The organism is Pseudarthrobacter sp. AG30 (genome assembly GCF_003116525.1).
In the GTDB taxonomy this organism is placed as follows: domain Bacteria; phylum Actinomycetota; class Actinomycetes; order Actinomycetales; family Micrococcaceae; genus Arthrobacter.
Map to the genome: position 1 here is coordinate 145,437 of NZ_QEHL01000008.1, position 24,264 is coordinate 169,700.

At 65.0% G+C, this 24,264-nt stretch carries 25 protein-coding genes; 3 read left to right on the forward strand and 22 right to left on the reverse strand.

The features are described from left to right. Positions 1-235: 235 nt before the first annotated feature. Positions 236-1,462 (forward strand): AI-2E family transporter, encoded by a 1,227-nt coding sequence (locus DC347_RS08440; RefSeq protein ID WP_231369829.1) that lies wholly within the window; start codon positions 236-238, stop codon positions 1,460-1,462. Between the two features lie 45 nt (positions 1,463-1,507). Here the strand turns inward: DC347_RS08440 and DC347_RS08445 are convergent, their stop codons facing one another. Next, on the reverse strand, positions 1,508-2,305 hold the full coding sequence (locus tag DC347_RS08445; RefSeq protein WP_109045051.1) for an alpha/beta hydrolase: 798 nt from the start codon (positions 2,303-2,305) through the stop codon (positions 1,508-1,510). Between the two features lie 73 nt (positions 2,306-2,378). After that, positions 2,379-2,726 (reverse strand): hypothetical protein, encoded by a 348-nt coding sequence (locus DC347_RS08450; protein ID WP_018760111.1) that lies wholly within the window; start codon positions 2,724-2,726, stop codon positions 2,379-2,381. A gap of 103 nt (positions 2,727-2,829) precedes the next feature. On the opposite strand from DC347_RS08450, the gene nucS reads away from it, so the two are divergent. Then, the gene (gene nucS, locus DC347_RS08455; protein ID WP_026264238.1) at positions 2,830-3,525 is read left to right on the forward strand and encodes an endonuclease NucS; all 696 of its coding nucleotides are present in this window, start codon (positions 2,830-2,832) and stop codon (positions 3,523-3,525) included. Positions 3,526-3,831: 306 nt separating this feature from the next. Then, positions 3,832-4,035: a cold-shock protein gene (locus DC347_RS08460; protein WP_011692441.1), complete on the forward strand. Its 204-nt coding sequence runs from the start codon at positions 3,832-3,834 to the stop codon at positions 4,033-4,035. Between the two features lie 129 nt (positions 4,036-4,164). On the opposite strand, the gene DC347_RS08465 is transcribed toward DC347_RS08460, so the two are convergent. The 20 genes from DC347_RS08465 to prfA all read right to left on the reverse strand — a co-directional run bounded on the left by DC347_RS08465 (position 4,165) and on the right by prfA (position 24,183). Then, positions 4,165-6,708 carry a phosphatidylglycerol lysyltransferase domain-containing protein gene (locus DC347_RS08465; RefSeq protein ID WP_240617736.1) on the reverse strand — a complete coding sequence of 848 codons (2,544 nt, stop codon included), beginning with the start codon at positions 6,706-6,708 and terminating at the stop codon, positions 4,165-4,167. Between the two features lie 32 nt (positions 6,709-6,740). Next, positions 6,741-8,069: an esterase family protein gene (locus tag DC347_RS08470; protein ID WP_109045053.1), complete on the reverse strand. Its 1,329-nt coding sequence runs from the start codon at positions 8,067-8,069 to the stop codon at positions 6,741-6,743. A gap of 4 nt (positions 8,070-8,073) precedes the next feature. Continuing rightward, positions 8,074-8,505 (reverse strand): DUF2550 domain-containing protein, encoded by a 432-nt coding sequence (locus tag DC347_RS08475; RefSeq protein ID WP_109045054.1) that lies wholly within the window; start codon positions 8,503-8,505, stop codon positions 8,074-8,076. 10 nt (positions 8,506-8,515) lie between these two features. Beyond that, a complete protein-coding gene (locus DC347_RS08480; protein ID WP_018760117.1) occupies positions 8,516-8,800 on the reverse strand; it encodes a F0F1 ATP synthase subunit epsilon in 285 nt (94 codons plus the stop codon). A gap of 1 nt (position 8,801) precedes the next feature. Continuing rightward, entirely contained in the window at positions 8,802-10,256 is a 1,455-nt protein-coding gene (gene atpD, locus DC347_RS08485) for a F0F1 ATP synthase subunit beta (RefSeq protein ID WP_018760118.1), read from the reverse strand. 82 nt (positions 10,257-10,338) lie between these two features. Then, positions 10,339-11,229, reverse strand: a complete 891-nt coding sequence (locus DC347_RS08490; RefSeq protein ID WP_109045055.1) for a F0F1 ATP synthase subunit gamma — start codon at positions 11,227-11,229, stop codon at positions 10,339-10,341. 73 nt (positions 11,230-11,302) lie between these two features. Beyond that, the gene (gene atpA / locus DC347_RS08495) at positions 11,303-12,940 is read right to left on the reverse strand and encodes a F0F1 ATP synthase subunit alpha (RefSeq protein ID WP_018760120.1); all 1,638 of its coding nucleotides are present in this window, start codon (positions 12,938-12,940) and stop codon (positions 11,303-11,305) included. A gap of 78 nt (positions 12,941-13,018) precedes the next feature. Further along, positions 13,019-13,846, reverse strand: coding sequence for a F0F1 ATP synthase subunit delta (locus DC347_RS08500; protein ID WP_018760121.1), 828 nt, complete (start codon positions 13,844-13,846; stop codon positions 13,019-13,021). After that, on the reverse strand, positions 13,846-14,397 hold the full coding sequence (locus DC347_RS08505) for a F0F1 ATP synthase subunit B (protein ID WP_018760122.1): 552 nt from the start codon (positions 14,395-14,397) through the stop codon (positions 13,846-13,848). Before DC347_RS08505 ends, DC347_RS08500 begins: the two co-directional genes overlap by 1 nt. A 55-nt stretch (positions 14,398-14,452) precedes the next feature. Further along, positions 14,453-14,671, reverse strand: a complete 219-nt coding sequence (atpE, locus tag DC347_RS08510) for an ATP synthase F0 subunit C (protein ID WP_003804776.1) — start codon at positions 14,669-14,671, stop codon at positions 14,453-14,455. A gap of 109 nt (positions 14,672-14,780) precedes the next feature. Further along, entirely contained in the window at positions 14,781-15,581 is an 801-nt protein-coding gene (gene atpB / locus DC347_RS08515; RefSeq protein WP_026264239.1) for a F0F1 ATP synthase subunit A, read from the reverse strand. Between the two features lie 81 nt (positions 15,582-15,662). Beyond that, positions 15,663-16,001, reverse strand: a complete 339-nt coding sequence (locus tag DC347_RS08520; RefSeq protein ID WP_109045056.1) for a hypothetical protein — start codon at positions 15,999-16,001, stop codon at positions 15,663-15,665. Further along, entirely contained in the window at positions 15,994-16,476 is a 483-nt protein-coding gene (locus tag DC347_RS08525; protein WP_109045057.1) for a hypothetical protein, read from the reverse strand. Before DC347_RS08525 ends, DC347_RS08520 begins: the two co-directional genes overlap by 8 nt. Before the next feature lie 99 nt (positions 16,477-16,575). Then, positions 16,576-17,601: a glycosyltransferase family 4 protein gene (locus tag DC347_RS08530; RefSeq protein WP_018760125.1), complete on the reverse strand. Its 1,026-nt coding sequence runs from the start codon at positions 17,599-17,601 to the stop codon at positions 16,576-16,578. Continuing rightward, positions 17,598-19,391, reverse strand: coding sequence for a nucleoside-diphosphate sugar epimerase/dehydratase (locus DC347_RS08535; RefSeq protein WP_109045132.1), 1,794 nt, complete (start codon positions 19,389-19,391; stop codon positions 17,598-17,600). Before DC347_RS08535 ends, DC347_RS08530 begins: the two co-directional genes overlap by 4 nt. Before the next feature lie 174 nt (positions 19,392-19,565). Further along, complete coding sequence (locus DC347_RS08540; protein ID WP_109045058.1) at positions 19,566-20,528, reverse strand: glycosyltransferase; 963 nt, start codon at positions 20,526-20,528, stop codon at positions 19,566-19,568. 6 nt (positions 20,529-20,534) lie between these two features. Beyond that, positions 20,535-21,446 carry a glycosyltransferase gene (locus tag DC347_RS08545; RefSeq protein ID WP_109045059.1) on the reverse strand — a complete coding sequence of 304 codons (912 nt, stop codon included), beginning with the start codon at positions 21,444-21,446 and terminating at the stop codon, positions 20,535-20,537. 1 nt (position 21,447) lies between these two features. Then, entirely contained in the window at positions 21,448-22,200 is a 753-nt protein-coding gene (locus DC347_RS08550) for an L-threonylcarbamoyladenylate synthase (protein ID WP_109045060.1), read from the reverse strand. After that, positions 22,197-23,096, reverse strand: a complete 900-nt coding sequence (gene prmC / locus DC347_RS08555) for a peptide chain release factor N(5)-glutamine methyltransferase (protein WP_109045061.1) — start codon at positions 23,094-23,096, stop codon at positions 22,197-22,199. The genes DC347_RS08550 and prmC overlap by 4 nt, the downstream gene beginning before the upstream one ends. Before the next feature lie 13 nt (positions 23,097-23,109). Continuing rightward, entirely contained in the window at positions 23,110-24,183 is a 1,074-nt protein-coding gene (gene prfA / locus DC347_RS08560; protein WP_018760131.1) for a peptide chain release factor 1, read from the reverse strand. Between the last annotated feature and the right edge of the window lie 81 nt (positions 24,184-24,264).

Below are 24,264 nucleotides of genomic sequence, written 5' to 3' on the forward strand. Positions count from 1 at the left end.
CCAGGGACCCCGAATCCTGGGTTCAAGCGGGCAGTCCGGAGGTGCTCCGGCGGCGCCGTCGGCTGGTGCTGACAAGCCTGCTGATAGTGTTTGCGATGATCATCACAGCGGCCCGCGAAGGCGGTGCCACACACGGAACAGGCCCCAAAAACCAGTGACTGACAAGACGGACCCGTCCTCCCCGGCAGCCGAAAATTCCGGGGATCCGGGCAGGGCTGTCCCGGCTCCGCATGCCATGGCAGCGGCCCGACGGCGGGGCGGCGCCGCAGCGGCCCTCGGCCAGGTGGTCCGCCGGCTCCGCCAGCCGCTGCCCGGCGCCCAGCCCCGGCTTCGGTTCGAGATGCCGCCGGAGTTCGGCGGCCAGGCTCCCGAGCGGGAGTACGACGACGAGGACGAGCCGCAGTTCGGGCATCCCGGGCCGCGGATGTCGCCCCAGCATCCGCTGTACATGGGATTCATGGGAACAGTCGGTGTGGGCCTGGCCCTGCTGGTGTATTGGATCGGATCCCACACCACGCAGCTGCTGCTCTGGATTGTTGCCGCGCTGTTCATCGCCCTGGGCCTGGAACCGGTGGTGGGTTGGCTTGAGAACCGGAAGATTCCCCGGCCCGCCGGAATCCTCGTTTCGGTGGCCGTGCTGATGGGCGCCGTCGTCGGGTTTTTCGCCACCCTGATCCCCACGATCGTTGAGCAGGTCTCCGAAATCGTGCGCCAAGCACCGGACTGGGTGCGCAGCTTCATGGATTCGGATTTCTTCCGCAGCGTCGATGACCAGTTCGGGGTCAGGGACCGCATCACCGAGGAACTGAACAAATTCGTGAACGATCCGGCAGCCATGGGTGGCATCTTCGGCGGCGTCGTCGGATTTGGTTCGACCCTTGCCAACAGCCTTTTCGGCACCCTCATCGTGCTGGTGCTGAGCCTGTATTTCCTGGCGGCGCTGCCGGCCATGAAAAAGTGGGGCTACCGCCTGGCACCGCGATCCCGCCGGAAGCGGGTGGCCGCCCTGTCGGAGGAAATCACCCGTTCGGTGGGCAACTACGTCATCGGCCAGGCCTGCGTCGCCTTGCTCAACGCCACATTCGCCTTCATCGTGATGTCGATTGTCGGTGTACCGTTCGCCTTGCTGCTGGCGTTTGTGGTGGTGCTGCTCGCCTTCATTCCACTGGTGGGCGGCATGATCGCGGGCATCGTGGTCACCCTGGTGTCACTCACGCAGGGCTGGCAGACAGCCGCGGTCTATGCGATCTGCTATTTCGCCTACCTGCAGTTCGAGGCCTACTTCATCTCGCCGCGCATCATGCAGAAGGCAGTGGCGGTCCCGGGGGCGGTGGCGGTGATATCGGTCATCGCCGGCGGCAGCCTGCTGGGAGTCCTGGGCGCCCTGATTGCGATCCCCACGGCGGCCGCCGTGCTGCTCCTGCTCCGCGAAATCTACATCGCGCGCCAAGACCAGCACTAGCGGACCCCGACGCAATCCGGGGGGCGGAACCGCCTGGACGCGACCTCAGGACGCGGCGGTCGCCGTCGGGCCATCCCATTCCTGCGGAAGCGGCGTTGCTGATCCCTCGGGACTGACCCGGGCAACGATGTCGTTCAAGACACGTGCGGCGTACTTCTCGCCCACCCACAGGTGCTTGGCGCCGGCAACGCCCACGACGTCCGCCTGGGGCACCAGGCTGAAGCGCCCGGCGGCCTCCGCCGGCTGGAGGAAGTCATCGTGCTCCGGCACCAGGACGGTGAGGGGCTTGCCGGATTCGGCCCATTGCTGCAGGTGCTTGTCCGTGGCCCGGTGCAGCGGAGGCGAGAGCAGGACCGCACCTTCAATCTGGCTGGCCACCGGCTCAACGGCGCCGTACATCAGCGCCAGTTCCGTTCCAAAGGACCAGCCCACCAGCCACCGGTTGGGCAGCCCGCGGTCGACGGCGAAACGTACGGCCGCCTCGACGTCGTACCGTTCCCCGATGCCTTCCTCGAATCCGCCGCTGCTGGTGCCGCGGGGTGAGGCCGTGCCGCGGGTGTTGAACCGAAGGACGGCGATGCCGGCCAGTGCCGGGAGGCGGTAGGAGGCCTTGCGGTAGACGTGGGAATCCATGAATCCGCCGTGCGTGGGCAGCGGGTGGAGGGTAATCAGCGTGGCGATGACCGGGCCGCTCTCGGGCAGTGCCAGTTCGCCCACCAGGGTGTGGCCGTCCGCGGTCTGCAGCTCGATGTTCTCCCGCCGGGCGGGCAGGACCGTGGAAGCACGGATGGGTGCGGGACCCTGGGCTTGGGTGAAGTGGAACGACGCCGGATCAAAAGTCATGATTTCCAGCTTAGCGACCAACGGGTGGCCGAAGCCCGGACGGCGGGGTGCGCAGGCGGCGCCGCCCGCGCGGTCAGCGGTACCGGTAGCTGCGGGACATCCAGCAGTTGGTGTGCCAGTGCCGCCGTTCGGCAAGGCCGGCCGCCGCCCCGAAGAGGTGGTCGTCTTTCCAGACCACCAGGTGCGCAACGCCGGGCAGGACGGCCGTGGAGCACTCCGGGCAAATGTAGGTTTTCTCCGCGTTTTTGGCGGTCATGGTGCGGACCATCCATTCGCCGTCCGGGGCGCTCTCCCGGCGTGCGATGCCGGCCCGGGCCCGTTCCAGGTCAAGTTCCGGGACCTCCTGTCCCTTGCGCCCTGCTCCCCTGGCCGAAGCGCCCTTACCGGATACAGGACGGCGGGGACGGTTCGAACGCGGCATGCATCCATTCTGCCCCAGCCGCCCGCCGGTCCGCGCCTCCACGCACTCCCGGCCGTCCGTCGTCGGCATGGCCCGTACGGTTCCACGCGGTAGTCTGTACGGCGTGCGACTCGTCATAGCCCATTGCTCCGTTGATTACGTTGGCCGGCTCAAAGCCCACCTTCCCCTGGCCACCAGGCTCCTGCTGGTCAAGGCCGACGGCTCGGTGCTGGTGCATTCGGACGGCGGCTCCTACAAGCCGCTGAACTGGATGAGCCCGCCGGCCACGCTGCGGGTTTCCTCCCCCGATGAGGTGGACCTGGAACTTGGCGTGGTGGAGCAATGGACCGTGCAGTCGGCCAAGACGGACGACCGGCTCATCATCAATATCCACGAGAAGATCACAGAGTCCTCCCACGACCTCGGGGTTGATCCGGGACTGATCAAGGACGGCGTCGAAGCAGACCTGCAGCGGCTCCTGGCCGAGCAGATAGAGACGCTCGGTGAGGGGTATTCCCTGATCCGGCGCGAGTACTTCACCGCGATCGGACCGGTGGACATCCTGGCCCGGGACGCCGATGGCGCCACCGTGGCCGTGGAACTGAAGCGGCGCGGCGACATCGACGGTGTGGAGCAGCTGACGAGGTACCTGGAGCTGCTCAACCGCGATCCCCTGCTGGCGCCGGTCCGCGGCATCTTTGCGGCCCAGCAGATCAAGCCACAGGCCAAGGTGCTCGCCAATGACCGCGGCATCGCCTGCGTGACGCTGGACTATGACGCCATGCGCGGGGTGGACGACAGCGAATCCCGGCTTTTCTGACCCGACGGCCCGTTGCTTTGGGCACCTAATACTCGGTCTGAAATCCCGGAGCATCATTGTCACCTGGTTTTTACCTAAATTTTATGCATTTTCGTGTTCGGGCCGTTGACCTGCGGGAACGGGCATGAAATTCTGGTCTCAGTCTTTGTGTAGGTGTTTTTCATGCTCGCAAGACATGTTGCGAGCGCGAAGCTCCTGCAGCGCCGGACCTTTTGTGGCAAGGCAATCCAGGATTCTTCTCGCGGAGTGACCAAGGTCGGCACGAGGTGTGCCGTTCTTAAAAAGTTCCACAATGAGGAGAAATAAATGGCACAGGGAACTGTGAAGTGGTTCAACGCTGAAAAGGGCTTCGGCTTCATCACCCCGGATGACTCCGACGGCGATGTCTTCGTTCACTACTCCGAGATCCAGACCGGCGGCTTCAAGACCCTCGACGAGAACCAGCGCGTTCAGTTCGAGATCGGCCAGGGCGCCAAGGGTCCCCAGGCTACCGGCGTAACGCTCGTCTAGTCACCCGGCGCGGCCGCATGGCGGCCGTCCAGCAATGCAGATGATCCCCGGCAGGAATGCCGGGGATCATCTGCATTTGCGTACGTGGGGAGCGTCGAGGTGCCCGGCGGCCGCCCGCCGTATTCGCGCTCAGGTGACCAGTTTGCGGACCAGGCGTGCACCCTGCGCCAGCGAGAGGCCGGGAAGGTAGGCCCGTGTCAGCGCCCTGCCAATGGCCGGCAGGTGGAGGGGGTCCTGGTAATACAAGTAGAGCGCGCGGTACTCCGGCTTGAACCGGGACTTGAACGCTGCCAGCGACCGGAACCCGTAGACCGGCTCCAGCGCGTGGCCCACCAGGTCCAGGATGCGCACCAGGTTCTGTGCCCCCTCATCGGTGGCGCCGGCGTCTGCTTCGGCGTCCTCCTCCGCATCGGCCTGCCTTCCCTGCTCCTCCGGCCGGCTGGCCAGTGGCGAGCCGGACAGGGAAATGACGTCCACCGAATCCTTCAGCTCCAGGACCGCGGATGCAATCAGGAACTCCATCACGCCCGGGAAACCCTCGCTGCCGCGGCGCATGACATCAAGCGTCCTGCTGACCAGCCGGCCGTCGTCGTACACGGGAAGCCAACTGGTAACGCCGTGGACGGTACCATTGCCGTCCACCGCCAGGCAGCACAGGACCTCCTCGTCGTCGAGCTCGTCCACTCCCCCCAGCGTGAAGCCCATTTCCGGCACGGATTTCCCGGCCGCCCACTCTTCCGACACCTCATTGAGCCGCGAACGCAGTGCGGCAGGCAGTGAATGGTAGGAGCCCCACACGGCGTGGACGCCGAGCTTCGAGGCCCGGTTGAGCGCGGTCCGAACGTTCTGCCACTCCTTGCCCTTGAACTCGAGCTCATTGAGCCGCAGCCGCGTTTCCTGCGCCACTGCCACCCGCGAGAAGCCCCGCTCCCGCAGCGCCGGCCACAGGGTGTCGTCACAGGAATAGAGCGCAGGGATCAGCGCCTGGGTGCGGCAGTAATCCAGGAACCCTTCGGTCACGCTTTGCTCGGCCCCGCGGTCGCCGATGGCTCCGCCCAGGGTCAATGCCACGGTCCCGTGCTGCTGGAAGGCCATGGCGCCGGCGCCGTCCGGACTGAACCAATACGTGTTGGGCTCCCACAGGGCCATCCAGGACAGGGGTCCGCCGCCTTGGTGAAGCAGCTCGCGGGCACGGTCCCGGTCCTGCCGGCCAAAGCCGAGGCCGTGGTGCCGCCCAATGAGGACCCACCACACAGCCACCAGGGCGACAATCCAGAACACCGGTCCGGAGTAAGCGAAGAGCAGCGTCTCGGCGCTGTCGCGCTCCGCGAAAACGCGGCGGAAATGCTGCGGAATGGGAACCGGCACGTACTGCCGCGCCAATTCGGCGAAGAGTCCCAGCAAACCCCCGTCACGGGCAAGGCCACCCGAGAGGAACCACGCCACGGTGTAGGAGCTTGCCAGGGCGAGCCAGGTGCCGCAGACCACCGCAGCGAGCGTCCGCCGGGCGCCGGGCCGCGTCTGCACGCGGAACTGGCGGCGGTTAAGCCACAGGATGATTGCGAGCAGCAGCGGCACGATGACGAGGGGAAGCACGTGGGCAAAGGCCGATGACAGGGGCGTCGAGTGGGTGCCCTGAAGGCGTGACGGAACCAGGGCGAAAAGGGCCAGGTAGACAGCTGCCAAGGCCGTCACGGCCAGCTGGATGGCAAGGGCAATGTTGAGGGCCAGCCGGCGGCCGCGGCGCATGCCGTCCGCGCAGATCAGCAGCAGGATGACCGGCACCACCGCCAGCGCCAGGCCGAACGGCCCGGCAAACCCTGCCCTGCCGGTTTCCAGGCAGGAGGCATCCACCGTTGCCCCGCAGTTGAACACCAACTGGCTGAGCGTGGGCATCGGGCTGAGGACGACGTCGCGCAGCAATGCCAGCGGGCCGGTGGGAGCCCGTGTGATCCCGGTCAGGATCGGCCCCACGGCAAAGACCGCGACGGTCAGGGCCAGGAGGTTCCTGGTTTCGCGGCCGGTGGAACGGTGCCGGTGGAGCCGCCCCTGGTCGCCCTGGATCCACCAGCCCGCCAGGAGGCCAAGGAGGGCCCCGATGAGGCCGATCACCGTCTCCGCGTGGCCAACGTAGAGCACCAGCAGGATCGACACGGACAACACCGCGGTCCGGAGCCTGCGCTGCCACAGCAGAGTGATCCGGGCACTGGCCGCCAGCCCGGCGGTCAGGATCGGGGCGTAGGGGCCGATCAGGATATCGTCCGCCATCTGGTCCAGCCAGCCGTCACCAACATATACGGCCACCTGGGTGACCAGGAGGAAGACGGTCACTGCCGCGAACTGGCCGCCGAAATAGAGGCCGACGGCGGCGCGGCGTCCCAGCTTGCGTTCGGCCAGGCCCAGCAGCAGGATCATCATCAACGACGCCGTGAGGTAAGCCAGCGGGTTGGTGGCAAAGAACATGCTGGTGAAGAGGGACCACCATTGCCCGCCACGAAGGCCGGGACCGCTGACCGAGGCAAGTCCCAGGAGTTGTTCCGGCGGGCCGTCCAGGAAGCTTCCCGTCACGGCGGCTGCCGCCAGGAACACAGCCACGACGCCCAAGGTGAACGGCATGGATTTGAGGGTTTCAAGGGTTTGGTGCATTGCCGGACGGCCCACAGTGGCCCACATCAACGCTACCGTGCGGTCCGGTTTCGTGGTGCTTACCACTTCAGCCCCCATTGGCTGCCGAGGAATGCCAAGGCGTCACCGAAGCGCTTTGAGGACGTGTCCCAGGAATGTCCGGTGTGTTCCACCTCGTAGGCCTGCACGGTAAAGCCGGCGTCCTTGGCCGCCGCCGCGAGCGTGTGGAGGTTCCCCACGAACTCCGGATCGTTCTGGCCTGCGGTCAGGTACATGCCGCTGGTCTCAAACCGTTGGTGTTTCATGATCTCCAGTGGAGTCTGCTTGATGAATTCGTCCGGGTTCCCCGGAAAGGCTGCGTCAATGGTCTTTTGCCGCTCCTTGGCGATGGCGGGCTCGGCTTCGCTGGAAAATCCGAGCACGTCCGCGAAGACATCCGGGTGCCTGGTTCCCATTTGGATGGCACAGGTGCCGCCGAAAGAGAATCCACCCACGGCCCAGTGGCTGTGGTTGGTGTCAACGGCAAGGGTGGAACTGATCCATCGCGGCACGTCCTGCGAGAGGTAGGTGTCCGCTTTCGCGATCTTGCTGTCCATGCACATGGTGTTGGCGGACTGTGATCCGTTGGGATCGGGGATGACCACCACCGGGGCCACTCCCCCGTGCGCCGCGGCAAACGAATCCATGTGGCCACGGATGGCGCCGCCCGTCAGCCAGTCCGCGGGGCCGCCGGGCTGGCCCGCCACCAGGACAAGCACCGGCAGGGCGGGACGGTTGGCAGCGAAGTAGGCCGGCGGAAGGTAGAGATAGGCATCGCGGTTGCTCATCCCGGACAGCGTTCCCGGGATGGCTGCCTTACGCAGGACACCGCCGGCAGGCAGGTCGCCGGCAGGCTTCCAGCCCTGGAGGGACACGCCATCGGATTCACCGGGGTGGCGCATGAGCTCCTGTTCCAGCGCGGGTATCCGGGCCAAAGCGGTTCCCAGCAAGTCGCTGACAGTCCGGTTCAGTCCGAAGTAGGCATTGATTTGGAGGGTAGAGAGGGCCACCACCAGGAGCGCCGCGAGGAATCCGCTCCCGTAATGGGTCCAGGAGGTCCGCGGCAGCCTCATGATTCCAAGGATGACGGCCGAAACACCCGGCACGAACCACAGCAGAACGGGCTCCGGGATGTCCTCCGGAAAGACGGTAAGGACGTTGATCATGATCCAGTGGACGGTTGCCACCAGGACGAAGGCTGAGGCGATGGCAACAAAGACACGGATTGCCCAGGCGCGGATCCGTAGGTCCGCTGTTTCCCAGGCGCGCGAAGGTGGTACCAGGAGGTAGGCCGCCCCGCCTAATCCCAATACCAGGACAGTCCCAAACAGGGGCCCGTCCGTAAGCCGAATGTCTGAAAGCCAGTCCACGTGGCTAGCGCCAGGTCCCTACGCCGATGACGGGGCCGGCTTCGAGCCATGAGGAAAGGCCCGTGTACGCGTCGAACTTCATGGCCAGGTGCAGGTCCTGTCCCTCGTAGCGGAGTTCGACGATAACCACATCCGGTTGGACCTTGACGGCCTCGGCCTCGGTCGGCTTTCGCCTGCCCAGGAGCTCCAGCGAACTGCGCTTGAAGGTGTATTTCGGGCGGACGCTCAGTGAGATCAACCGGAACCACTCAAGGTCATTGTCCTGATAACGACAAACCCCCATTTGCCAGCTGTTACCAGCAACGCAAATGGAGGCGTCCACCGTGCCGAGGGCGCGCCGCAAATTGAAACGGCGCACCCCCGAAAGGCACAGTGCAAAAATCAGCAATCCGAACACGATTGCCAGTGCGATGAACGAAATACCCGGTGCGTCCATCAAGGTCGTGCTAGCGGATCCCAGCGGTAGCCGAGCCGCCCAGCTGGGCGTTGTCAGCAACGATGACCACGCGGTTGTTGTCCACGGAGAAGAACCCGCCGTCAACATCTACCGCAATCCGGTCCCCTGACACTGGCTGGATGGCCAGTTCACCTTCGGCCAGGATCGCCAGCAGGGGCGAGTGGCCGGGCAGGATTCCGATTTCACCATCACTGGTGCGGGCCTTGACCATCTTGGCCGCTCCGGACCACACAAAGTGGTCCGCTGCGACAATCTCAACCTCAAGCTCAGCCATATTACTTGGTCTGTTCCTGGATCTTGGCCCACTGGCGCTCAACGTCATCGAGGCCACCGACGTTGAAGAACGCCTGCTCCGCGATGTGGTCGAGTTCGCCGTCGCAGATCGCCGAGAAGCCTTCAACGGTGTCCTTGATGGAAACCGTGGAGCCCTCAACACCGGTGAACTGCTTGGCGGTGTAGGTGTTCTGCGAGAGGAACTGCTGGATGCGGCGCGCACGCGACACCACGATCTTGTCTTCTTCGGAGAGCTCATCGACACCGAGGATGGCGATGATGTCCTGGAGTTCCTTGTTCTTCTGCAGGATCTGCTTCACGCGGACAGCCGTGTTGTAGTGGTCCTTGCCGATGTACTGGGGATCCAGGATTCGGGACGTGGACGTCAGCGGATCAACGGCCGGGTACAGGCCACGGGATGCGATTTCACGGGAAAGTTCCGTGGTCGCATCCAGGTGCGCGAAGGTCGTCGCCGGAGCCGGGTCGGTGTAGTCATCAGCGGGAACGTAGATGGCCTGCATCGAGGTGATGGAGTGGCCCTTGGTGGAGGTGATGCGCTCCTGCAGGAGGCCCATCTCGTCGGCAAGGTTGGGCTGGTAGCCCACGGCGGAGGGCATGCGGCCCAGCAGGGTCGATACCTCGGAACCGGCCTGGGTGAACCGGAAGATGTTGTCGATGAACAGCAGCACGTCCTGGTTCTGGACATCGCGGAAGTACTCCGCCATGGTCAGGGCGGACAGGGCTACGCGCAGGCGCGTTCCCGGGGGCTCATCCATCTGGCCGAACACAAGGGCGGTGTCCTTGAGGACGCCTGCCTCTTCCATTTCCACCCAGAGGTCGTTGCCCTCACGGGTACGCTCGCCAACACCGGCGAACACGGAAGTACCACCGAAGTTGCGGGCAACACGGGTGATCATTTCCTGGATCAGGACGGTCTTGCCCACGCCGGCGCCGCCGAAGAGGCCGATCTTTCCACCCTTGATGTACGGGGTGAGGAGGTCGATGACCTTGATGCCGGTCTCCAGCATCTCGGTGGAGCCTTCGAGCGAAGCAAAGCTCGGGGCCTTGCGGTGGATCGGCCAGCGTTCGCTGATGTCCAGTTCCGACTCGGCAACGTCCAGGGGCTGGCCCAGCACGTTGAAGATGTGGCCCTTGACTCCGTCGCCGACAGGCACGGAGATCGGGGCACCGCTGTCCACCACGGAGGTGCCGCGGACCAGGCCGTCGGTTGCCTGCAGGGAGATGGCGCGCACGAGGTTGTCGCCCAGGTGCTGGGAGGTCTCGAACGTGATGGTCTTGGTCTCACCGTTGAGAGTGATCTCGGTGGTGAGGGCGTTGTAGATCGACGGGATTGCGTCAGCCGGGAATTCGACGTCGACAACCGGGCCGATTACGCGCGCAATACGGCCGGTTGCACCGGACGTTGCGGCTACGTGTTCGGTAGCAGTGGCAGTCATCTCTCTCACTTCATTCAGTAGATGGCGTGGGGTTAAGTTTATCTGTGGTGGTGCTGGTTACGCGGAACCGGGGAGGTGCAGGCTAGGACGCGAGGGCGTCCGCGCCGGCAACGATCTCGGAGAGTTCCTGCGTAATCTCGGCCTGGCGGGCCGTGTTGCGCAGGCGCGTGTACTTCTTGATCAGGTCCGTTGCGTTGTCGCCTGCGGACTTCATCGCCCGCTGGCGGGCGGCGAGCTCGGAAGCTGCTGCCTGCAACATGGCTGCGAAGATACGGGATTCGATGTAGCGCGGCAGCAGGGCGTCAAGGACACGCTCCGCTTCCGGTTCGAACTCGTACAGCGGCAGGAGATCCGATTCGGATTCAGCCTGCTCTTCCACTACTTCAAGCGGGAGCAGGCGGATGACCGTCGGCTCCTGGGTGACCATGGACTTGAAGCGGGTGTAGACAACGTGGATCTCGTCCACGCCGCCGTCCTCGAAGTCGGTCGCGAATTCTGCCAGCAACGCTGCGCCGACTTCACGGGCAGTAGCGAACTCGGGTGCGTCGGTTCCTCCGGTCCAGACCCGCGCGTACTCGCGGTTCCGGAAATCGAAGTAGGCCTGGGCCTTGCGGCCCACGACATAGGTCTTGACTTCCTTGCCTTCGGCGCGGAGCAGCTCGTTGAGACCTTCCGCCTGCTTGAGGACGCTGGCCGAGTATGAACCTGCCAGGCCGCGGTCCGAGGTGATTACCAGGACTGCGGCGCGGCGGATCTGCTCCGGCTCAGTGATCAGCGGGTGGTCGATTTCGCTTTGGCTGGCGACAGCAGAAACGGCGCGCGTGATCGCGTTCGCGTAAGGCAGTGAAGCTGCTACGCGCGCACGGGCCTTCCCGATGCGCGAGGTAGCGATCAGTTCCATCGCCTTGAAGATCTTGCGCATCGACGTGGTCGAGCTGATCTTCTGGCGGTAGACCCGGATCTGGGCTCCCATACTTATCCTTTCCTAACATTCCGTCGCCGGGTGTGCCGGGCCTTTGCGGCCCGGCACACCCGGCGGTGCGGAACTAGCGCTTCTGCTTGACGATCTTTTCCTGGTCGACTTCGCCCTCGGAGATAGCGTCGTGCTCCTCGTGGCCGGCGCCTACCAGGTGGTTGTCACCCTCGCCGAAGAAGCCCTTCTTGAAGTCCACGATCGAGGACTTCAGAGCTGCAACGGTGTCATCGTCCAGGACGTTGGTCTGTGCCAGCGTGGTCAGGATCGAGGACTTGTGGCGAAGGTGCTCAAGGAACTCAGCCTCGAACCGGCTGATGTCCTCGACCGGAACGTCGTCCAGGTAGCCGTTGGTGCCGGCCCAGATGGAAACAACCTGGTCCTCGACCGGGAACGGTGAGTACTGGCCCTGCTTCAGCAGTTCCATCAGGCGGGCGCCACGGGTGAGCTGCTGGCGTGACGCAGCATCCAGGTCGGATGCGAACATGGCGAACGCCTGCATGTCGCGGTACTGGGCCAGGTCCAGCTTCAAAGTACCGGAAACCTTCTTCATGGACTTCACCTGGGCGGCACCGCCAACGCGGGACACCGAGACGCCAACGTCCACAGCGGGCCGCTGGTTGGCGTTGAAGAGGTCCGACTGGAGGAAGATCTGGCCGTCGGTGATGGAGATGACGTTGGTCGGGATGTAGGCGGAGACGTCGTTCGCCTTGGTCTCGATCAGCGGCAGGCCCGTCATGGAGCCGGCACCGAGCTCGTCGGAGAGCTTGGCACAACGCTCCAGCAGACGGGAGTGCAGGTAGAAGACGTCACCCGGGTAGGCTTCGCGTCCCGGCGGGCGGCGGAGCAACAGGGACACTGCACGGTAGGCCTCAGCCTGCTTGGACAGGTCATCGAACACGATGAGGACGTGCTTGCCGCCGTACATCCAGTGCTGGCCGATGGCCGAACCGGCGTACGGTGCCAGGTACTTGAAGCCTGCGGGATCAGACGCGGGAGATGCCACGATGGTGGTGTACTCCAGCGCGCCGTTGTCCTCAAGGGTCTGGCGGATGGCGGCAATCGTGGACGCCTTCTGGCCGATGGCAACGTAGATGCAGCGGACCTGCTTGGTGACATCGCCGGAAGCCCAGTTGGCCTTCTGGTTGATGATGGTGTCGATCGCGATCGCGGACTTGCCGGTCTGGCGGTCGCCAATGATCAGCTGGCGCTGGCCGCGGCCGATCGGGATCATCGCGTCGATGGCCTTCAGGCCGGTCTGCATCGGTTCGTGGACCGACTTACGCTGGGTCACGCCGGGAGCCTGGAGCTCCAGCGCGCGGGTGGTCTCGGCCTTGATCTCGCCGAGGTCGTCGATGGGCACGCCCAGCGGGTCGACAACGCGGCCGAGGAAGGCGTCGCCAACGGGAACGGACAGAACCTGTCCGGTCCGGTGGACTTCCTGGCCTTCTTCGATGCCGGTGAAGTCACCGAGGATGATGACGCCGATCTCGCGGACGTCAAGGTTCTGGGCCAGGCCCAGGGTGCCGTCCTCGAAGCGCAGCAGCTCGTTCGCCATGACCGAGGGAAGGCCCTCAACACGGGCGATGCCGTCACTTGCGGTGGTTACGCGGCCGACCTCTACGCGCTCTGCGTTCCCGGGTTCGTAGGACGCCGCGAACTCGTTCAGCGCATTACGGACGTCGTCGGCGTTGATGGTCAATTCGGCCATCTGCAGTCCCTGCTCTCCTGTTTGTGATCACCGCAAACGGTGACCGGGGTTTCTATCAGTTTGGTTGTGCTTGTCCGGCTAGCCGGCCAGCTGGCGTTGCAGTTCTCCCAGCCGGGTAAGGACCGAGGCATCGAGTACCTCGTCGCCCACCTGGACGCGGATTCCGCCAATGAGCGACGGGTCAACAATGACGTTGACCTTCAATTCCCGCCCGTACAGTGCGTTCATGCCCGCCTGGAGGCGTGCCAGCTGCGTCTCCGACAACGGCCGGGTCACGCTGACTGTTGCAATCCAGCGCTGCTGCCGCTTGGCCGCCAGTTCGGCAAACCGTTCCACCAGCCGGGTGGGCTTGATGCCGCGGGGCTGCGTGACGGCCTGGGTGATAAGCACCCGGGCTTCTTCGCTGGCGCCGGGCGCCAGCCGCTCCGCGAGGGTGGCTTTGGCTGCCGCGCTGGCCTGCGGTTCGGACAGAGCACGTTGTACCTCGTGGCTGGAGGCAACAGCCTGGTTGAAGGAAAACAGGTCGTTTTCCAGCTCTTCCAGGCCAGTGATTCCGGAGGCAGAAACGGCCGACTTGTTTTCAGCAACGGAAATGACCACCGTTGCGGCAAGAGTCTCGAGTGCATCGCCGATGTCGCGCGCCGATGCCCAGCGTGAGCTGGCCAGTCCGCCCGCGATTTCAGCCGCATCAGCGGAGACTTTTCCGCCAACCAGCTGCCTGACCAGCGCCGATTTCTCGTCGCCGCTGCGGGAGGGGTCAGTCAGGGCACGGCGCAAACCAGCCGAGCTGTCCACCATTCCCAGAATTCCGAAGAGTTCCTTTGCCAGCTGCAGCGACGCGGTCGGAAGCTTCGCTTCCAAGGCGGCCAGGGCTGTTGCCAGCGATTCGCTCGATACGCCTGCCATTATTTAGCTGCACCTGCGTTCTGGGACTCCAGATCTGCCAGGAAACGGTCCACGACCCGTGCTGCACGGGCGTCGTCATCGAGGGACTCGCCCACGATGCGGCCTGCCAGGGTGGTGGCCAGGGTGCCGACCTCGGCACGCAGGGACACAACGGCCGCCTGGCGCTCTGATTCGATCTGTGCGTGGGCCTGCGCAGTGATGCGGGCAGACTCTGCTGCCGCCTTCTCCTTGAGATCCGCGAGGATCTGGGCACCTTCGGCGCGGGCTTCCTCACGGATGCGGTTTGCTTCGGTGCGGGCGTCGGTCAGCTGCTGCTTGTACTCTTCGAGTGCAGCAGACGCCTCAGCCTGGGCCTTTTCAGCCTTGGCGATGCCGCCTTCAATGGCCTCGGCACGCTCGGCGAAGGTCTTCTCGAACATCGGGACAACGTACTTGACCACGATGAAAAAGAGGATGGCGAAGCCAACGAAGACAACCAGCATTTCCCAGCCATTGGGAACAAGGGGGTTGACGTCGCCCTCAGCGGCGGCTGAGATGTTCAGCTGATGCATATTTCACCCGTCCTTTATCTACTCGGTTCTGAATGTTCGCTGAAGTTCTCTGGGTTTACTTGAGAACGAAAGCGAAGACCAGGCCCAGGATGGCGAGTGCTTCGGTCAGCGCCAGGCCAAGGAATGCGATGGGCTGCAGGACGCGCTGGGCTTCCGGCTGGCGCGCAACGCCGTTGATGTAGGCAGCGAACACGAGACCCACACCGATACCACCGCCGATAGCCGAGAGGCCATAGCCGATGAGGTTGAGGGAGCCGTTGATGGAGCCTTCCATTTTTTTTCCTTTCAAGATGCCACTTGTGTGGCAGGTTGTTTGGGTTGCTTCATCCCCGCGAGGGGAATTCTGTGTGTGCCGTCAGGGACATGGCGCCCCGCCGGCGTGCCTAGTGGCTGTCGGCGTGCAGTGCGCCTTCGATGTAGATCGCGGTCAGCAGCGTGAAGACGTAGGCCTGCAGGACCATGATCAGGGCTTCAAGCATGTACATGGCGATCGCACCGGCCAGGACCAGGACCGACGTGCCCTTGAGCAGGAAGTTCTCCTGCATGATCAGGTACTCGATGCCGGAGCCTGCGATCATCACGATGAGGTGGCCGGCGAGCATGGTCGCGAACAGACGAAGGCTGTGCGTGACGGGCCGGACAACGAAGTTGGAGATGATCTCGATCGGGATGACGATCGGCAGGATGTACCACGGAACGCCGGAGGGTACGGTGGCCAGCTTGAAGTAGCGCAGGCCGTTCTTCTTGATGCCGATGGCGATCCAGGTCACGTAGACCAGGCCGGCCAGCACATACGCTCCACCCACGTGCGAGAACGTGGGGAGCTGGAACACCGGAATGGCGCCGTAGATGTTGTTGACCAGGATGAAGAAGAACAGGCTGAACAGCAGCGGGACGTACTTGATGAAGTCCCTGCCGCCGATGATGTCCTTGGCGATTCCGTTGCGGACGAAGCCGTAGGCGGCCTCGCCGGCGAACTGGAGCTTGCCGGGTACCAGCTGCTGCTTGCGTGCGGCGAGCACGAAGAAGACGGCGATAAAGACGACAGAGAGGAGGACCAGCAGCATCTGCTTGGAGAATCCTTCTGCGGCACCCCACGGCAGGATTGCCGGCAAATGCATTTCGTTAATTCCAGGAGGAGTGAACTCTCCTGAATCTTGGGCCGGGAGCGCAAGCGCGATCAACGCGTTTCCTCTCTGCAGTGTCCATCATTGGGCGTTGGGCGGGGTCCGGCAGCCTGACAGCCTGCTGTTCCCCCTGTGAAATTATTTGGCATTAGTGTTGCCGTCCTGGGACGGCCCGCTGGCAGCATGGCGATCACCAGCGTTTGTGCGAGAACTGGTAAGGCCATGCATATGGGAAAGGTAAAAACCTCCGACGGCTCCAAGCAGAGCGCCTGCGAGCACGATCCAGCGCGTTCCCCACACGTAATCCAGTCCCCACCCTATCAAACTCCAGACGATGATTCCGCCAATGATGTAGCTGAATACCGCCATTCCAGCGTTGTAGCCGCCGTCGTTCGACGCGTCGGAAACACCGGGTGCGGAGCCGATGGATCGGCGCTTGGCTTTCGCTGCAACGTCGGATTTCTTCGGGTTACGCATTGGTGGGTCCCTTCTCTTCCGGATCGTTGTAGATCTGGAGGCGGGCTTTGCTGAAGCCATGGATCTCCGCAGCCTGCCAGAGGACGACGGCGACCACGGCACCTATGACGAACCAGCGTCCGTGCAGCCACGCCGGAGCCCCGACAACGAACAGGACGACCGCGAAGCCAACCACCTTGATGAAGTAGGTGGCTACGAACACCCCAATCGCGCCGGACGGATTCCGGCGTCCCACGAAGTGGCCAACCAGCAGGCTGATTCCGAAGAACAGCATCACCAGCAGGCCCCCGAGGAAACTGGAAACTGCCCCGCTTGCTCCATTGAGGAGCGCGGCAGGGATGGCGCACAGCGCCAGTCCGGCCGTGGCGGCAATCGAACTGCGCTTGAGCAGGTTCAGCCAGAGCGAGCGTGTGGGACCCGAAGAGCCAACGTGTCCATGGCCGGACACAGGTCCGGACTCGGCGTTGGAGGTCATTCGATCCCAATCGTCGGCACCTCGTGGCTCAGCGCCAGGAGGTAAAGGGTGGAGGAGCAGCTTGGGCTGCCCCTAAATTCTACACGAGATAGAACATGGCTAGGTCACCGGCAGCCGTGTGACTTTGGACCTGCGGCGGCGGCGTCCAATCAGGTCCGGGCTGGCCAGGTACACGACGAGGACCAGGACGGTGCCGGCCACGCACAGGGCCACCACCGGCAACGACGCGGTGGCGGCGACGAAGCCGAGGATGATCACGGCGACCGTGCAGGCTGTAACGGCGGCAGCCGACTGCAGGTGCGAGAAGCCGACATCCGTGAGCCGCTGGTAGACGTGCTCACGGTGCGATGCGTACCAGCGCTCCCCCGCCTTGATCCGCCGAAGCAGTGTGTAACCGGTGTCCGCGGCATACACCAGGATGGGTGAGAGGACGTATTCCACGTAGACACCGCCAAGGAAGCCGGCGACGGCGAGGGCGGCTACGGATGCGCCGAGCAGGTAACTGCCGACGTCGCCCAGGAAGACCGAACCCCGGCCCAGGTTCCACGGCAGGAACCCGAGGAAGGACATCGCGAGCACGGCTCCGCCAGCCGTGAGCCAGGGTTGTTCGGCCAGCGTTCCGGCCAGCGCGTAGGCCCCGCCGGCAGTGACCCCGTGCAGGCCGGAAATACCATTGACGCCGTCCATGAAGTTGGCAATGTTGACATACGCCGCGATCGCCAGCGCCGCGAGGGGCAGCCACCAGAACGACTGGCCGGTCAGCACGATCAGGACCACCGACCCGGCGGCCCCGATGCCGAGCTGGGCAGCTGCACGGCCGCGGATGGACAGGCCGCGCAGGTCCTCGACCCAGCCGACAACGGCGCAGGCCACAATGATCGCCAGGACGACGGCGGACACGGACCGGTCAACGGTGACCACGCCGAGGAGGACGGCTGCCGCGTAGCCGATGACGGTGGCGAGGGCGGCGGCGACCCCCATGCCGCGGATGGTTGCCTTGGCGTGCGACGAGCGGGCAGAGGGAACGTCCACCACCCCCATCCGGACCAACCAGGGCTTCACTGCGAACGGGAGGAGGAGGCTCGCCAGCAGGGTTGCCAGTGCCACCAGCAGCAGCGGCATCATGAGGCAACCCTGATGGCGCCCGTGTCATCGGCCTCATCGTCGGGAATGTCGCTGATGCTGACGCCCTGTTCCGCTTCACAACGGGCCAGCCAGACGTTGAGGTCGAGCTTGTCCGGATCCTGCTCGGTGGCCCGGGTGTGTGAAATCTTGGGGTGCAGCGGGCGTTTGTCCAGTTCCCCGGCGCCCACCAGTTCCTCGTGCAGCTTCTCCCCCGGCCGCAGTCCGGTGTAGATAATCTCCACGTCCTTGCCGGACATGGCGATCATGCGTTGCGCCACGTCGAGGATCCGGACCGGTTCGCCCATGTCAAGGATGAGGACGTCGCCGCCGGCACCGATCGCACCGGCCTGGATCACCAGCTGGCAGGCTTCGGGAATGGTCATGAAGAAGCGCGTGACATCGGGGTCGGTGACCGTGACCGGACCGCCGACGCGGATCTGTTCGGTGAAGAGCGGCAGCATGGAGCCGCGACTGCCCATGACGTTGCCGAAGCGGACGGAGACGAACTTCTTTTGCGTCTGCCCTGCCATCCACGCGGTCAGCTTTTCGGCAACCCGCTTGGAGTGGCCGAGGGCGGTGGTGGGGTTGGCGGCTTTGTCGGTGGAAATGTTGACGAAGTTCGAAACGCCTGCCCGGCGGGCGGCGCGCAGCACGTTCAACGTGCCGCACACGTTCGTCTTCCAGGCCTCCACAGGGTACTGCTGGAGCAGTGGAGCGTGCTTGAGAGCTGCCGCGTGGAACACCACTTCGGGCTGCCGGTCAGCGAAGATCTCCTGGAGGGCTTCGCCGTCGCGGATGTTGGCCAGGACGGTGTCGCGGCCGGCCAGCAGGCCGCGGCCGGTGATGGAAATCTGGGTCTGCTGCAGCCCGGTCTCGTCGTGGTCCAGCATGATCAGTTCCGCGGGGTCGAACTGCACGATCTGGCGGCAGAGTTCCGAGCCGATGGATCCGCCGGCGCCGGTTACCAGCACCCGCTTGCCCTTGATGTAGCCGGCAATCTCGTCGACCTTGATGTCCACGGGCCGCCGGCCGATCAGGTCTTCGACCGCCACGTCGCGGAAATCGGAGAACCCCGCGGGCGCTCCGCTGCCAAGCATGTCCCTCAGCGGCGGCAGGACCAGGACGCGGACGTTGAGCCCGGCCACGGCGTCGGAGATGCGGCGCACCAGTCCCGCTTCGACGTTGGCGAAGGCCACCACCAGGACGGTTGCCCGCGTGCGCCGGATGATGGCGGGGAGGTCGTCCCCGCGGCCCTGGACCTGGACACCGGAAAGGCGCAGGTGCTTCTTGGCAGGATCGTCATCCACCAGGCCTACCGGGAAGTAGGGCGAGTCCGGGTCCTGCAGCATCCGGGTTACCAGGGAGTTGCCGAGGAACCCCGCGCCGTAGACCAGCGTGTTTTGGGCCCCGTCCCCGGGCCTGGTCTTGCTTTCGGCGTAGAGGCGCTTGGCATAGCGGGCGGCGCCCATGAACAGGCAAGCGAAAGGGAAAGCGATGAGGCCGACGCTGCGGCCGATGTTGATGGCCTCATACAGGACCAGCAGGCTGGCGGTGATGGAGGCGGCCACGATGACCGTGACGAACACCAGTGCCCGGGCTTCCTGGAAGCTGCCGAATGGATAGCGGCCCCGGTACAAGGCGAGGGAGTATCCTGCCAGCATCTGGACGACGACGGCGATGGCAGCGATGGCGAAGGCACCGGCGAACTGCTCCACCCGGATACCCATCTCATAGCGCAGCAGCAGCGCCAGGACGATGGCCACGACCCACGACATGGAGTCGAGGAACATCTGGATCCAGATCCAGATGGCGGGTTTCTCGTCCCGTACGGCGGCGGATGCGCGCGTTTCAGATTTTGTACTCAACAGAAGATGCAACCGACTTCCACTACCACGGCGGCCAGCGCCTTTTTCACAATGCCCCGCCGCAAAAACCGTCGGACGGCGTCGGGACCTAGAACGATACTAATCTCTTCGGCTTCCACTTCCCGGATGCGCGGGCAGTGGAGGCATGGGTTTCCATCCGGTGTCCGAGAGGATCGTGCGTGATTCGCGCCATCCGCGCCACAGTGCGCCGGAGCCCTTGAGGGTGCGTTCCACCAGGACCAGGCGGGCTATCTCCTTGAGGAAAGTCAGCGCCGTCCCGGCAGCGAAACCGGCCCTGTTGTACTTGCCGTACGCCTTCAGGTAGTGCGCCACGTGTCCCCGGTTGCGCATCACGTAGCGCCGGCTGAGGTCGGAGGAATCGTTAAGGTGGCGCAGTCCCAGGTCCACCTGCCGCTGGGCACGGACCTTCTTGATGACGAAGGCGTTGACGTACACCACCGGCGTCCGCTGTGCCGCGAGCCAGCCGTAGATGAGGTCGTCCCAGGTGATGAAGAAGCGCGGGTCCGGCAGGCCAATCTCACGGGCCACGGAGGCCTTGACCAGCATGCCCTCAAAATTCCCCACGTTGGTGCGGAACACGTCCGAATGCTTGAACACGTCCCGGGACACCGGCAGGAAGACGCCCAGCGATTCCACGAAATGGTGCTGCCAGAAGAAGGGCTTGCCGTTGGCGTCGTACCGGCGGCCGATCATGCAGGAATACTCCGGCGTGAATTTCGCCAGGGCGTCCACGGCGCCGGGAAGGACCTCGACGTCGTCGTCCATCAGCCACAGCCACTCGGCACCCGACTCGAGCGCGAGTTGGACGCCGTGGGAAAACCCGCCGGCGCCGCCCACGTTCCGGTCCAGCCTCTCGTACCGGATGGGCGGCCCACCGGCAGACATCGCCTGCGCCACGACGTCGGCGGTGTGGTCGGTGCTCGCGTTATCCACCACCAGGACCTGTGCGGGAGCGCTGCCCGGACCGGTGAAGGAGCGGAGCAGGTTGCGCAGGAACTCGGCACGGTTGAACGTGACGACGACGGCGTACAGGTTGTCCACGGCGGCCTAGCTCCTGGCGGACATCAGTTCCGCGGGCGAGCCGAAGCCCTTGCCGCGGAAGCCGGTGGAGTAGGCGCCGAACCAGTGCGCGAGGCCCTTGAAGTCTCCGGTCTTCAGGAAGTAGTACGGGAAACCGACGATGTCGGCGCTGAACCAGCGCAGGTTGCGGTATTTCCGGGTCAGGTAGCCGCGGTTGCGGAAGTAGCAGTAGCGCTTGAAGTCGCCCTCCGGGATGACGGGGGTGATGAAGCCGCCGAACACCGGCTTCATCTCGGTCCACGTGGCGGGGTGCTGCACGGCGACGGTGGCCAAGGTGCCGTATTTCAGGCCTGCCTTCTTCACCCGGGACAGGAAGTCCACCTCATCCCCACGGATGAAGAACTTTACGTCGGGTATGCCGATCTTGTAGAAGACCTCAGTCCGGATCAGCGCGCCGTTGAAGAAGTGGACCATGTCCGGGAGGTAGCCCATGGGAGCGAGCCGGGACCTGTCGTTGGTCAGCAGGCCATTGATGCGGAAATTGAAGGAGAGCCGGTTGGGGTCTGCGGTCGCGGCAACCAGCGGGCTGATGATGTCCAGCTGGTGCTCGTCGGCGCTGCGGAGCAGTTCGGCAAGGCAGCTCGCGTCCTCCGGGTGGCCGTCGTCATCCATCATCCAGATCCATTCCGCGCCGCTGGCCATGGCGGCAAGGATGGCGTAGGCGAACCCGCCGGCGCCGCCGAGGTTGGCTTCGGAGCGCAGGTAGTTGATGTTGTCAGCGCCCATGGCGTTGACGACGTCGGTGGCCGGGACGGTACCGGAGTCCACCAGGGCGATGGAATGGATGGGAGCGGTTTGGGCGGCCAGGCCTTGCAGGAGCAGGGCCAGCTCCTCGTGGCGGTCGAAGGTGACGGCGGCTACGGCGACTTTGGGCTGCATGTCAGTTTTCCGGAGCGGCGTCGGGGTTGCCCGCAACGCTGGCGTCCGGTGCACCGGTGTTGTCGGCGTGCGGTTCTTCCTCTGCCATCGGGATTTCGCCGAGCCCCAGGACGCCGGGGACGTGCTCGCGCAACCGGTCGAGGCTGACCGCCCCGTTGCGGACCACGCGAAGGACGGGGCCGGTGGCGTCCACGATGGTTGACGGGACGCCGGCGTCACCTTCAAGTGGACGCGGGCCGCCTTCCAGGTACACCTCGACGGAGTCGGCCAGCTGTTCGCGCGCCGCTGCCGCCGTTTGCGCAGGTGCCTGGCCGGTGCGGTTGGCAGAGGAGACGGCGAGCGGGCCCGTCAGGGTCAGCAGCTCCAGGGCTACCTCGTCGGCAGGCATGCGCAGCGCCACGGTTCCCTTGGTCTCGCCGAGGTCCCAGTCGAGCGAGGGCTGGGCGTGCAGGATCAGGGTGAGGCCGCCGGGCCAAAAGGCTTCGGCGAGCTTGCGCGCGCCGGCTGACACGTCCGTGGCCAAGCCGTCCAGTGCGTTGATACGCGGAATCAGGACCGGCGGCGGCATGGTCCTGCTCCGGCCCTTTGATACCAGCAGCATGGTGACAGCATGCGGCGAGAATGCGTCCGCGCCGATCCCGTAGACGGTGTCCGTGGGCAGAACCACGCACTTCTTTTCGCTGATGGCACGCTGGGCGTGTTCCAGGCCCTGTGCCCGCTCGTCGTCGATGGTGCAGTTGTAGGTTGTGGTCACTGGCCCATTCTTTCATTCGGTGTGGACTGGTCCGCGAGCACGGCGCTGGTGGCGCGCTCCTTGCCGTTGAGGTCCAGGTGCGTACTGATGCTTGTCCAGGCGCCGGTCCGGTCGAGCATGGCGGCAATCCAGCCGGCCTGGACTTCAGCGTGTTCCATGACGAAGTAGCCCCCGGGACGCAGGAGCCGGGCAGCCGAGGCCGCTGCCGCCGTCGGGAGTTCCATGCCGTCCGCTCCCCCGCCGTACAACGCCTCGGGCGGGTCATGCAAGGCCACTTCGGGTTCATTGGGGGTGGCGGCGGCCGGGATGTACGGCGGGTTGGAGATCACGACGTCGACTGTTCCGTTGAGCTCCGGCAGCGCGTTGCGCAGGTCCCCCAGGACGAGGTTGACGCCGAGGGGCGCCAGGTTCTTCGCCGCCCAGGCGTGCGCAAACGGGCTGAACTCTACCGCGTGCACGTCGGCACCGGGCACCTCGTGCGCGACGGAGCCGGCGATGGCGCCCGAGCCGGTGCCCAGGTCCACGATCCGGGGCGCCTGCATGCCCTTGACGTGGTCAATGGCCAGCTGGACCACGGATTCGGTTTCCGGCCGGGGGATGAACACGCCGGGACCGACCGCCAGCTCAAGGTAGCGGAAGTGCGCCACCCCGGTGATGTGCTGCAACGGAACGCGGCGGACGCGTTCAGCCACCAGCTCGGCATAGCCCGCGGGCGCAGCCGCATCGCCGAGCATCAGTGCGCGGAGGCGTCCCAGCCCGACATTGAGGAGGTGGTCCGCCAGCAACTCCGCGTCGGCCCGGGGGCTGGGGACACCGGCCTCGGCCAGGCGTTCCGCGGCCTCGCGTACGGCTGCGGCCAGGGACTGGGCAGGGGCCGTCTCGGTGGGCTCACTCATGGTTGGCTTCCGGTCAGTCGCCGATGGCGTCCAGCCGCGCCTGTTCGTCCATCTCGATGGCGGACTGGATGACCGGTTCGAGGTCGCCGTTCATCACCTGGTCCAGGTTGTACGCCTTGTAACCGGTGCGGTGGTCCGCTATCCGGTTTTCCGGGTAGTTGTAGGTGCGGATGCGCTCGGAGCGGTCCATGGTGCGGATCTGCGACTTGCGCTGGGCCGAGTTCTCGGCGTCGATCTGCTCCTGCTGGTGCGCCAGGATGCGCGCCCGGAGCACGCGCATGCCGGCTTCGCGGTTCTGCAGCTGGGACTTCTCGTTCTGCATGGCCACCACGATGCCGGTGGGAAGGTGCGTAATGCGGACGGCCGAGTCCGTGGTGTTGACGGACTGGCCGCCGGGACCGGAGGAACGGTAGACGTCGATCTTGAGGTCGTTCTGGTTGATCTCGAGCTCTTCGGGCTCATCGACCTCAGGCAGGACCAGGACGCCGGCAGCGGAGGTGTGGATGCGGCCCTGGGATTCGGTCACGGGCACGCGTTGGACGCGGTGCACGCCGCCTTCGAATTTGAGCCGGGCGTAGACGCCTTCGGCGGGGTCGTTGGAGTTCCCCTTGACCGCTACCTGGACGTCCTTGTAGCCGCCAAGGTCGGATTCCGTGGCGGAGATGATTTCGGTCTTCCAGCCGCGGGATTCGGCGTACCGGGTGTACATGCGCAGCAGGTCGCCGGCGAACAGGGCGGCCTCATCGCCGCCTTCGCCGCCCTTGACTTCAAGGATCACGTTGCGGGCGTCGTCGGGATCGCGCGGAATCAGGAGGCGCCGCAGCTTGGCGGCAGCGGTCTCGAGCGAGGCTTCCAGTTCCGGCACCTCGGCAGCGAATTCGGGGTCCTCGGCAGCCATTTCCTTGGCAGCGGCGAGATCGTCCCTGAGCCCCTCCCACCGGTGGTAGGCCTCCACGATGCCATTAAGCTGAGCCGACCGCCGCCCCAGCTTCCGGGCAAGCCGCTGGTCAGCATAAACAGCAGGATCCCCCAGCTGCGCCTGGATAGCGTCATGCTCATCAAGCAGGCCCTGTACGGACTCAAACATATTTCAAAACCTTTCGTTCTGTGCCCATCTTAAATCAGGCACAGGAAGCGGCGCGCCATGGTGAGCGAGCCCGCAACTGCC